Source organism: Pseudoalteromonas sp. S1650, assembly GCF_005887195.1.
GTDB classification, from domain to species: domain Bacteria; phylum Pseudomonadota; class Gammaproteobacteria; order Enterobacterales; family Alteromonadaceae; genus Pseudoalteromonas; species Pseudoalteromonas simplex.
Genome location: NZ_PNDF01000023.1, coordinates 127,649 through 139,302, shown reverse-complemented (window position 1 = coordinate 139,302; position 11,654 = coordinate 127,649). Strand labels below are relative to the sequence as shown.

The window sequence follows — 11,654 nt, the reverse complement described above, 5'->3', positions numbered from 1 at the left end:
TGTACAAACTTCAATTGTGGGCTGAAACAAAAATGTAATTTATGTACAATGGCTATTGATTAAGTTATTAAGTTGTAAATGATGCAGTTATATTTTGATGTTCAACATCTATATTATATTCCACAATACCTGCCTGTTTTAAAGGAGTTAAAAGAAAAAGGCCACAAAGTTTCGATGGTTTTCTATAAAGAACAAGATGAGTGTAGTCGTGCTGTATGTTGTGACTTTGTAGATAAAAACGCAATAGTTGCAAAATGGTTAACGAGTGCGAGTGAAACCTTTGACTTTTATCAGAACTCAGATGCAGATTGGGTTGTATTTGGAAATACGTTCGTAGGTGCTGAGAATTTAAATAAAAAGACTGTACTGATGCAGCATGGAATCGGCCCAAAGCAATGCTATTACGACGTATCAAACAACAAGATGACAGTGCGGTTTGTTGAAGGTGAACACCGACTACAACGTTTAAAAATGCTCTATCCCGAAGGTAACTTTATTGATAGTGGCTACGCAAAATTAGACCCTATTATTAATCAGACTCTTGGTACTATTAACCTCAAAAACCTAGGCCTAGATCCAACAAAGAAAACCTTGCTGTATGCGCCTACTTTTTATCCAAGTTCTTTAGAATGTTTTAGCGATGATTTCCCTGAGCATTTTGATGAATTTAATATTATCGTTAAGCCTCATTTCTTTAGTTTGTTTAAGAAAAAATATAAAAAACAACGTCTAAAACTCGATAAGTGGGCCAACGCTAAGAATGTTTACCTTGCGAATGAGTACGATTTTGACCTTACTCCTTTTTTAGAACTTGCTGATATAATGATTTCTGATGCATCGTCAGCCATATTTGAGTTTGCAGCATTAGAAAAGCCTGTAATATGGTGTGATTTCTATAAGCTGCGCTGGTCTTACAGAGGTATTTTTTCTTATAGGCTAAAAGCTCGGCTTGATGAAGATATCAAGTACTTTAATGAGTTATGTGCTCGTGCAGGAAGTTATAAAGATTTAAAGTATTTATTAAGTTCAAGTTTTAATGAATCAGCTGAATTTAAAGAAAAAAGAAAAGAAATTGTTTATAAGCTGGCAGGTATTACCGATGGTCACTCTGCTAAGAGAATTGTATCTTATTTAGAGGAGCATCAATGAAGCGGGTAATTACATTTGGCACGTTCGATATTTTTCATGTGGGACACATCAATATATTAGAACGAGCTAAAGCGTTAGGAGATTATTTGATTGTTGGTGTATCTTCTGATGAACTAAACTTCTCTAAGAAAGGTCGAAAGCCCGTATATAGTGAAGCTGATAGGCTGAAAATTATTAGTTCATTGAAGTGTGTCGATGAGGTATTTGTAGAGCATTCTCTAGAATTAAAAGGTGAGTATATCAAAGATCATCAAGCTCACTTGCTAGTTATGGGGGATGATTGGGCTGGTCAATTTGATCAATTTAACCAAATTTGTGATGTAACTTATCTAGAGCGAACTCCCTCTATCTCTACAACAGAAATAATAGAAGTTGTAAGGCAACCTTCCAACTGTCATTTATAATTAATAAAATTGCTATATGCGCTAACGTTCAATCAAAAATAAGATGTGTAAATGGCTTTTTTATTTATCTCTCGCAATAATGTGCACGCCCGCTATTACAAAAAACTCACTAGGAAGCTGCCTTTAAAGAGTAAAGTGCATTGCATGGGCTTGCCTAGATTTACTGCTTTAAGATACTTGAGTAAGGCGAAAAAAGTTGATTTTAGTAAAATAATTGCGGAGCAACTCCTACGTAAACAAGCTCGAAACAAGCTATGGAAGAACCCACTGATAATCAAAAGTTACTCTGCTTTGATGTATTTAGTAGAGCGATGCCGGTTTGCCAAGTATTATGATTTATTGCAGTCAGAATCCCCACAAGCGCTAGTTATTTGGAATGGTAATAAATTACCTAATGTTACTGTTTGTATGGCTGCTAAGGCATTAGGAGTGACCACCTATTTCTATGAAAATGGGTTATTGCCCGGAACAACAAGCTTAGATCCTAAAGGTATTAACTTTGCGGCTTCTGTACCGCGAGATAGTCAATTTTATTTAAACTTTGATCCGCAAAGGAAGTTGCCATTTTCTGCGCCTGATTTAATTCCAAGAGCGGCTCATAAGAAGCGCTGTAAGTTTGACGCAATTGAGTTACCCAAAAAATACTTATTTGTGCCATTTCAAGTTCCACATGACACCCAAATAGCTTGTTATTCTCCTTGGCTTAAGTCCATGGAAGAGTATTACGATGCTGTTGTTTCAGCCGTAAAAAAGTTAAATGATCCAGAACTTAAAGTTGTTTTTAAAGAGCACCCTTCATGGCATAAGCACTATGAACATTTGTACGACAAAGATGATATTGCCGTTTTTGCCAACGGAAATTGTACTCGAGAACTTATTGATAATGCTGAGGCTGTGATCACCATTAACTCGACCGTTGGCTTAGAATCTTTATTACTTGATAAAAAAGTAATTACCTTAGGGCTTGCTTGTTACAACATTGATGAGCTTGTACTACACGCAAGTGAACAAGCTACTTTGGTTGAGTGCTTAGAAAAACTGCAGAATGGCTGGCAGCCTAATAGTATTCTGAGAGATAAGTTTTTTACCTACTTAAAGCATGTATATTGCTTGCCCGGTGTTTGGAAAGAATGTACAACGGAGCATGTTGAAGCGGTCGAAAAGCGTTTAACTCAGCAAGATACATTTGCACAGCTATCGCAAAAGGAAAGCTAATGAAGAACATCGTCTCGCCAGAATGGCTTAACGAGTACTTAAGTCACGATAATTTGGTTATTTTTGATGCAGGAATGGTACGCCCTGGTTTACCGGGTGAGTATGCGCCTAAGGCGATGCTCCCAAATGCACAGCGTTTTGATTTCAAAAAGACGCTGGCAGATAACAGTAATCCTGTACCAAGTATGATGTGCAGTAGTGAGCAGTTCACAGAGCATATGCAACTAGCTGGTGTTAACCAAGACTCTCTGGTTGTGATTTATGAAGACCAAGGCTTGTTCAGTTCTGCCCGTGCGTGGTGGATGTTTAAAGCCATGGGCTTTGATAACGTAAAAGTGTTAAGCGGTGGTTTGGCTAAGTGGCAGGCACTAGGCTTTGCAACACAAGCACGTTATTCAGCTGCTTCTGGTCAAGGCAACTTTGTTGCTAGCCCACGTGTTGATTACTTTATCAGTGCTGAGCAAGTACTTAACTCACTTGATGAACAAAGCACACTAACACTCGATGCTCGTCCTTATGAGCGATTCACCGGTGAACACGCTGAGCCGCGCGAAGGTATGCGCAGTGGTCATATTCCAAATAGTCGCAGTTTATCTCTAGCAACAGTGCTAAATAACGGTGAGCTTAAACCGCTTAGCGAGTTGCAAGCATTATTTGAACAACACATAGCGCCGCATCACACCCAGTTGCAGTTTAGCTGTGGTTCAGGTGTAACCGCTTGCGCAATTGCATTGTGTGCCGATGAATGTGGTTACGCTAACTTACGTGTTTACGATGGCTCATGGAGTGAGTGGGGCGCTCGTCACGAGCTACCTATTGAAATAGGCCCGCATCAATAAACTCAGCGTAATTTTGCCAGCTGCCGATACTGTTTTTATTCAGTGGCTGGCGAATTTGCTTTTTACTCGCTGTGGCTGATGCTGCATTGTTTTTATAAAAAGTCAGGCAGTTTTCCTGCCAGCTTAAATCACAAAACGCATAGAGCTTTTGAGTTTGTGGGGTAGGCTCTGCCACCAATTGCTCATAGCTTTGCAAAAAAACGTTCTCAGGATACTTGTTGGCAAAATGACTGACTAATGCCGAGTAATCTTGATGGAACGAGGCAATATTTTCAAGTGTAAAACTGTAGTGATGAAACACACTTTGCGGGTTATACATCTGCCTAAAATTGGCGATGCTGCAATCTTGCCAGCCCCGCTGCATACAAACGATTTTAGCATTAGGAAAAGCCGCTAAAATAAAATCAATATAGTAAAAGTTAAATGGCTGTTTATCACAACTTCTTAGGCCGCCACTTAGTAGCTCGGCTCTCTGTTGATAGCTAGCCAGTGCTGTCTTTATCGCCTCAGATTGATATGCCTTATCGAGCATTTCGCTGTCAATTACACGAGTTGATTGCGTGGCGTGCTGTATGAGTTGCGCAATATCGTTTAATTCCCCAACCCCTTGCAGTTTTGAACTTTGATTAAGGATTTTCTCAACTAAGGTTGTACCAGAGCGGGGCATGCCAACAACAAAAACGGGTGAGAACTCAGAGTCACTACTTTTAATTGCTTGCTGTTTGCTCTGAGTAATAAGTTTTTGACAAAAGTGGCGATGCTGTGTGGCTTGATAATTAAGTTTACCGGCTATCGCTTGCTTACTTAGTGCAAAGTATTTAAATGCATTTTTGTAGTCATTAAGGTGCTCATAATTAAGAGCAAGACTATGAAAATACACTTGTTGTTCAACAATGCTTTTTTCTTTATCCGCCAAGGCTTGTAGTTTTTGGATATGTTGCTCTGCATCTATAACAGTATTGAGTTCAGCCTGCGAGTAGTGGGCTTGATAAAAGCGAGGTTGCTTTTGGGTTAGTTGCAGCAGCAAGCTTTTAGCCTCATCGAACAGTCCGTGAATTTTATAACACACTGCCAAATTATAGCTAATTTGTGGGTTATCTTTATTGCGTTGGTAGGCTGCTTTTTGAAAGCTAAGGGCGTCGTTATAATACCCTAAACGGGTCGCAATATTGGTTAATGTATCAAAATCAGTGGCACTAAAGTCAGCTGTTTGTTTAGCACTTTGATAATGCACAGCTGCATTACTTACTTTACCTAACAGTACGTATAACTTGGCAAGTGCTAAATGATAAATCGCAAAAGGGGCTAGGCTTAGTGCTTTCTCAAGCAGCTTAATTGCTTTGTTGATATCGCCAGCTGCGGTGTTGACTTCGCTGAGTAAAAAGTAACAAACGTGGTCTTCAGGGTTTTGTTTTAGCCTCTGCACAAGTAGGTGATGTGCATCGTTTAGTTGCTTGTTGTTTAACAACTGTTGGATATGAGCGCGAAGCGCTTGTTGGATATCATTTAGCATAAGCGCATAGTATACCAATTAATTATTTTCAGGTATTAAAAAGCCCTGCCTAAAGGCGGCAAGGCTTTTATGAGTATGTTTAATTACAGCTCAAAGTTGTAGCTAAATTTCATACCGATAGTACGAGGCGCGGTGGTGTAGTGACCATAAACACGCTGTAGCTCAGGTAGTTCTTTGTTAAGCTCAGCATATTGCGACATACCAGCCCAAGACTTATCACGACGTACAGAAGTGAATGCGTACTTATCGAATAAGTTGTCTACGTAAAGCGTTGCAGACCACATATCGCCAGTAATTTTGGCAGATAAGTTACTTAGTGCATAACCAGGTAATACTTCCCCGTCTGCTTTTAGGCCTACTTTGGTGATCACATCGCTTTGCGCTGTGATACCGTAGTTTACGCTTAATAGTTTATCGCCTAGGATATCTTGCTCGTAACGAAGACCAAACGAGAATTGATGCTCAGGAGCGCCCGGTAAACGCTCGCCCTTAGCGCCATCATAGTAGCTTTGGTACTCTATTATCTCTTCATCAACTAGAATCCCTAATAACTCAGGTGCATCTTCTGTCAATTCAGCCTTTGCATACGCGTATGTCGCATATGCAGCCCAGTTATCACCAATCATTGCGCGAGTAGAAAGCTCAACACCTTTTGAATTTGCAGTGCCCGCGTTCGAGGTAATTAATTCTTGACCATTTACAGTGCTACTACCCACTTGCGCATCTTTCCAATCAACATTAAATAGAGCCGCATTGAAATGTAGGCGGTTACGTAACCATGATGACTTAAAGCCTAGCTCGTAGTTGACTGTTGTATCTGGTTTGTAATCTTCTTCGTTTGGCAGGGCACAAACAATTTGTTGCTCAGGTAATACATCAGGACAAGGAGCAATACCGTTACCACCACCAATACGGAAACCTTCACTCACGGTAAAGTAAGCAAGTACACCATTATCGAATGTATAGTTAGCATTAAACTTAAATAAGTTACCGTTATCACTAGCGCTCACATTTTCCATAACAAGGTTATCTAGTGAATCAAAATCACCAGAATAAAGCGGTGTTGCAGAGCCTGACGTTGTTGATACATCGTATTCGTAAAAACGAGCACCTAAAGTTACATCAAACTGATCTGTAATGCTGTAGCCGATTTCACCAAAAAGTGCTTTTTCAGTGGTTTCACTATCTGAAATTAGAATGTACTCAAGATCTTGTTCAACATTAGGAATACCACCACCCCAGTACTCAGTCAGACCCGGCGTGTACTCACGGTCATCTGAGTGACTTTCTACTTTGTTGTAGAAGCCTCCTATAATCCAGTTAAAAGCGCTATTGCTATTTGACACTAAACGAAGTTCTTGCGTGAAGGTATCGCGATCTGAGGTGTCGTGCGTGTAGCCAACAAATGCAGGGAAGTCGGCATAACCTGACCAAATATCGTAAAGTAGATCGGTTTGATCGCGTTGACCAGACTGCTCATAGCTAGACCAACCAGATGCAGATACCAGCTCAGCAAAACCAAGATCTGCTTTCACTTCTAAACTTAATAGATCGTTTTCTTCTTCACCAGGCTCAAGAACACGAGCTACGTTTTCGTATTTTCCAGGAATCCCTTGTAGCGCACTACTATCAGCAAGAGAGTCGTATTGCGATGTCGAGTTACCGCCATTTTCTTGCTTTTGATAGAAGTAGTTTAGCGTTGCATCAACATCTTCGGTTGCAAGCCAACGAAGTGATAAACGTGCAGTGGTGATTTGCTCATCGTTAACATCGCTTACGCTTTTTAAGTTGGCATTTACATCGCTGCTGTCTGAAAAGTCAGGATTTGGGTTTGATACACCCGGTTCTTGAACCACGTGCGTGTAGTCAATGTAACCAGGGTTATCGTAATAATTTAAGCTAGCACGAAGCGCTAATTTTTCTTCAATTAGCGGGGTGTTGAATACCACACCAAACTCACCACCTGTGCCGTCACTTTCGTTAATGCTAAATATATCGCCTGTAACCTTACCTTCGGTGATATCAAGCTCAGGTTGCTTTAGTAAGTAACGAATTGCACCACCTAAAGTACCTGCACCATACAGTGTACCTTGTGGGCCAATTAACACTTCAACACGGTCAACATCAGTTAAACGTAAGTCGATGCTCAGTGGAATTTCACCAACATAGGTTGCCACTGTGCCGCTATCAGAAATACGGTCAGAGGTATTTGTATTCAAACCACGAACGATAATCGGAGAACCTTCACGGCCACCTTGATCAGAAATTGTTAAGCCAGGTACCCAGCGTGCGACATCTTCTAGATCGCCAATGTTTTGGTCGCTAATTACATCGCCATTGAGCGCTGTGATATTAAGCGGTGCATCTTGCACAGAGCCTGCACGTCGTGTTGCAGTAATTTGAATAGTTTCAATTGATTTATCAACTTCGATAGCATCTTCTGCAGCAAACGCCATATTGTTATTGATTAAAACTGCAGAAATTGCACTTGCAAGTAGAGCAGGCTTAAAGGTGTTCATGATTGATTCCGACTTAGTTACAGTATATTTATGCTTAAAAAATAGACTTTACTAGTGATTTAAGCTTAAAAATTGATGATTTAGTGAATTTATATCCAATTATAATGTATTTTTATTCTTGTCGTCCATGTGTTATTTGCAATTAAATGCAAAATAATTGAATAAATACTCTTTAAGAGGTTAGCTGTCGGAATAAGGGCAATGAGTACAGCCATTACTACAGCAGTGGCCACGTTTTAAAAAGAACCAGCGGCTAAATACCATGTAGTTGTTTTGCATGGTGTAATCGAGATTTTCTATTAAGTTACCTTGAGTAAAATAAGGCTTAGCAAAGGCAAGCTGCTGTTCAAGAGGCTGTTGGTAAAGTTTAGATAAAAATGAATTGATCTTTTTTATAGTACAGTCTCGGCATAAACATTCTGTTGCTGCCTCATCGAGTGGTAAAATATTGGGCAGCTCACTACACCAACAGGCATTAATATTGTCGGCTTGGCAGTGAAGGGTTGCTTTGCATTGTGAGCAAGTAAGGGTTGTCATTAAGTAAAAAGATGCTTTGAAATTGAAAAGGTAAGCATAGCAAATGGATAAATTAGACGCATTAGATGAGTTTGCTCGTTTTGGTGATAACCGATTTGAGGCAATTTCAGTAATTACCAGTACTCCAGACACGCAAGGTGATGTGTATATTCTAACGCAAGACGTTTTCTGTCAGGTTTTACAGCGTGTTATCGACGGCGAAATCGATATCGATGAATTAGAACTTTGGGCAAACGTATTAGAGTCTAGGCAAGACATCGACGAAAGCGCCGTTGAAGGGGCTATTTATGCACTAAGTAATAACGAGCAAATGGGTGAGTTAAATAAAAGTACGCTAGAGAAGTTGTTAAGAATAATTCACTAGTATGAACGAGATTGAGAGTCGAAAGCTTTAAGCAAACCTTAAAGCTTTCGCTCATTAGCCAATGGGTTAGTGAGAAACGACAATTAAACGAATTGCATCCAGTTTAACTTGGGCTTTTTCGATGTAAGTAGTGAGTTCACTACGTTGCTTATCAAAAAAGCTAAGCTCTTCATCACGAATATTCGGGTTGATCTGCTTAAGTGCCGTTAAACGAGCTTGTTCTTCACCAAGGGCAGTTTGCATTTTCTCTAGTGATTCAGCACGCAGTGCTTCTAGCTTGGTTTGTGCCATGCCTTGTGCGCTGGTGATCATTGGGTGAATGGCACTTTGTAGCGCGCTGGCTAATTTACTTGCAGTTTGGCGACCAACCGCAGACAACTGCTGATTGAAAGCATCAAAAGCAACATTATCAGCCAGATTGTTACTGCCCTTATCTAATAAGATACGAATAGGCGTTGGTGGCAAGAAGCGGCCAACTTGAAGTGCTTTAGGCGCCATGGCTTCAGCAATGAAAATGAGCTCAACAAAGAAGGTACCAGCAGGTAGCTTTTTGTTTTTCAGTAACGCCACAGAGGCAGTACCAAAGTCATCATCACAAATCATGTCTAAGCTGCCTTGCACCATTGGGTGGTCCCAGCTGATGAAATGGGCGTCTTCTTGCGAAAGCGAGGTGCTGCGATCAAACGTTACTGTGATGCCATCATCTTTCAAACATGGGAAGGATGGGTTTAGCATGTGCTCAGTTGGTTTTAAGATAATGGTATTTTCACCTTTATCTTCTTGGCTTACACCAAAGGTGTCGAACACATTGATCATATAGCTTGGTAGCGTGAATTGGTCGTCTAATTCTTCGATATCAGCAACAAGGCTTTCTGCTCGGCCTTGGCCACTTGAATGCAGCTCTAGTAAGCGGTCACGACCACTTTCCATTTGCTTACGAAGCTTAGCATTTTGACCCGCCACTTGTTCTAGCAGTGGGTCTAGCTCTTCTTCGTCGCAATTGTGTGCACCAATAAACTCAAGCAATTCTTCGCCATACTCTTTATACAGCATTTGCCCTGTTGTCGATGTTGTTTCAAACGCATCTAGGCCCTCGTTGTACCAACGAAGTAACACTTCTTGTGCGGTGTTTTCAAAATACGGCACATGAATGTTTACGTCTTGAGTTTGACCAATACGGTCAAGACGACCAATGCGTTGCTCGAGTAAGTCTGGATTAAGTGGTAAATCAAACAGTACTAAGTGATGCGAGAATTGGAAGTTACGACCTTCAGAACCAATTTCAGAGCAAAGTAGAATTTGTGCGCTGTCGTACTCGTCGGCAAAGTAAGCCGCAGCACGGTCACGTTCAACAATCGACATACCTTCATGGAAAACTGAGGCTTTAATTGCTTCACGCTCGCGTAAAATCTGTTCTAGGCTAAGTGCGGTTTCGGCTTTAGCACAGATAAGCAATACTTTTTCGTGTTTAAGGGTTTTTAAGGTTTCGATTAACCAATCAACACGTGGGTCAAATGCGCCCCAGCTAGCATTTTCACCTTCAAACTCTTGGAAGATCTTTTCAGGGAATAGAGCGCGAAGTGCCGTTAGTTCAGCATTTTGAATGCCGCCCATGTTACCCAGTACCGACATCGCCGTTTTATATTGTTTAGGCATTGCCATAGGGTATGCATGAAGCTTACGGCTTGGGTAACCATCAATACCGCTGCGGCTATTTCTAAATAAAATACGACCCGTACCATGGCGGTCCAGCAGCATTGATAAAATTTCGTTGCGCGCCGTTTCATCACCTTGCTCAGCTTTCGTTAAAAGGTCAGTGATGTCGGTTTCTTTTAATAGCTCTTTTAATGTTGCACGAGATGCATCATCAAGACCTTTTTCACCCAGTAATTGATTAGCAGCTTCAGCAACTTCTTTGTAGTTGCTTTCTTCTTCAACAAACGCATCGTAGTCGTAGAAACGATCAGGGTCGAGTAATTGCAAGCGGGCAAAGTGACTGCGGTGACCAAGTTGATCTGGCGTCGCTGTTAATAAGATAAGACCTGGAATATCTTGGCTTAACTCTGCCATGCGTTGGTATTCAGTGCTTGGCTTACCATTATTGATACTTAAATGGTGCGCTTCATCAACCACTAATAAATCCCAATCAGCCAGAGTTGCTTGCTCAAACCAACGTTTTTTCTTGCTTAAGAATTCAAGGCTAGTAAGTACTAACTGTTCTGTTTCGAATACGTTTGGAGAGTCTGCAAATGCTTCATCACAACGTTCTTCATCAAAGATTGAAAAACGTAAGTTAAAGCGGCGTAGCATTTCTACTAACCACTGATGCTGTAAGTTTTCAGGCACAACAATCAATACGCGGCTAGCACGGCCACTGATGATTTGTTGATGTAAAATCATACCCGCTTCAATGGTTTTACCTAAACCCACTTCATCAGAAAGTAATACGCGTGGTGCAAAACGTTTACCCACTTCTTGTGCAATATAAAGCTGATGCGGAATAAGGTTTGCACGCTGGCCAATTAAACCTTTTAAAGGAGATTGTTGGCGCTCAAACTGGTGCTGCCAAGTTTGGTAGCGCAGGGTATAGCGGTCAAAGCGGTCCACTTGACCTGCAAATAAACGGTCTTGTGGTTTATTGAATTTGATAAAGTGATCTAAAAAGGTTTCTTTTAACTGCGCTTTTTCACCATTATCAACGCGAATGCCGTGATAGCATAGTAACTCGCCTTGCTCTTCAACAGACTCAACTTCTAATTCCCACTCTTCAACGCTGCGAATAATATCACCTGGATTAAATGCGACACGAGTAACAGGCGCTTCTGTTAAAGAATAAACTCTGTTTTCTCCACTGGCTGGAAATAAAATGCTGACCTGACGGCCTTCAAGGGCAACAACGGTGCCTAATCCTAAATCTGACTCAGTATCACTGATCCAACGCTGACCTAAGGAAAAATTCATGTATGTCTCGTCTATGAAGAAAAAAGGCGGCTATGTTACCTGTAACGCCATGCTACTTCAAGGCAGTAAACTCGCCGCACACAATTAAATTTAGTCAACCATTTTAAGCCATTATCAATGGTAAAAATTGTATTTATTTTAACCAGTTAAATA

9 protein-coding genes are annotated in these 11,654 nt (G+C 40.8%); 5 read left to right on the top strand and 4 right to left on the bottom strand.

Translation table 11 applies throughout. The features are described 5' to 3' along the window. Positions 1 to 78: 78 nt before the first annotated feature. The 4 genes from CWB80_RS08405 (at position 79) to CWB80_RS08390 (ending at position 3,607) form a co-directional block, all read left to right on the top strand. Positions 79 to 1,149, top strand: coding sequence for a CDP-glycerol glycerophosphotransferase family protein (locus CWB80_RS08405; protein ID WP_249362543.1), 1,071 nt, complete (start codon positions 79 to 81; stop codon positions 1,147 to 1,149). Then, complete coding sequence (locus tag CWB80_RS08400) at positions 1,146 to 1,553, top strand: FAD synthase family protein (protein ID WP_054552692.1); 408 nt, start codon at positions 1,146 to 1,148, stop codon at positions 1,551 to 1,553. Before CWB80_RS08405 ends, CWB80_RS08400 begins: the two co-directional genes overlap by 4 nt. 144 nt (positions 1,554 to 1,697) lie before the next feature. Further along, complete coding sequence (locus tag CWB80_RS08395) at positions 1,698 to 2,768, top strand: capsular polysaccharide export protein, LipB/KpsS family (RefSeq protein WP_235377184.1); 1,071 nt, start codon at positions 1,698 to 1,700, stop codon at positions 2,766 to 2,768. Next, complete coding sequence (locus CWB80_RS08390; protein WP_138598866.1) at positions 2,768 to 3,607, top strand: sulfurtransferase; 840 nt, start codon at positions 2,768 to 2,770, stop codon at positions 3,605 to 3,607. Before CWB80_RS08395 ends, CWB80_RS08390 begins: the two co-directional genes overlap by 1 nt. Here the strand turns inward: CWB80_RS08390 and CWB80_RS08385 are convergent. The 3 genes from CWB80_RS08385 to CWB80_RS08375 form a co-directional block, all read right to left on the bottom strand. Continuing rightward, positions 3,582 to 5,120, bottom strand: a complete 1,539-nt coding sequence (locus tag CWB80_RS08385; RefSeq protein ID WP_138598867.1) for a tetratricopeptide repeat-containing sulfotransferase family protein — start codon at positions 5,118 to 5,120, stop codon at positions 3,582 to 3,584. The two genes, CWB80_RS08390 and CWB80_RS08385, sit on opposite strands and share 26 nt — an antisense overlap. Before the next feature lie 83 nt (positions 5,121 to 5,203). Then, the gene (locus tag CWB80_RS08380; RefSeq protein ID WP_138598868.1) at positions 5,204 to 7,639 is read right to left on the bottom strand and encodes a TonB-dependent receptor; all 2,436 of its coding nucleotides are present in this window, start codon (positions 7,637 to 7,639) and stop codon (positions 5,204 to 5,206) included. Between the two features lie 180 nt (positions 7,640 to 7,819). Continuing rightward, a complete protein-coding gene (locus CWB80_RS08375; RefSeq protein ID WP_138598869.1) occupies positions 7,820 to 8,176 on the bottom strand; it encodes a DUF5522 domain-containing protein in 357 nt (118 codons plus the stop codon). A 43-nt stretch (positions 8,177 to 8,219) separates the two neighbouring features. Between CWB80_RS08375 and CWB80_RS08370 the strand changes: the two genes are divergently transcribed. Continuing rightward, the gene (locus CWB80_RS08370; RefSeq protein ID WP_054552688.1) at positions 8,220 to 8,540 is read left to right on the top strand and encodes a hypothetical protein; all 321 of its coding nucleotides are present in this window, start codon (positions 8,220 to 8,222) and stop codon (positions 8,538 to 8,540) included. A gap of 66 nt (positions 8,541 to 8,606) precedes the next feature. Here CWB80_RS08370 and rapA read toward each other — a convergent pair whose 3' ends face one another. After that, on the bottom strand, positions 8,607 to 11,501 hold the full coding sequence (gene rapA / locus CWB80_RS08365; protein ID WP_138598870.1) for an RNA polymerase-associated protein RapA: 2,895 nt from the start codon (positions 11,499 to 11,501) through the stop codon (positions 8,607 to 8,609). Positions 11,502 to 11,654 lie beyond the last annotated feature (153 nt).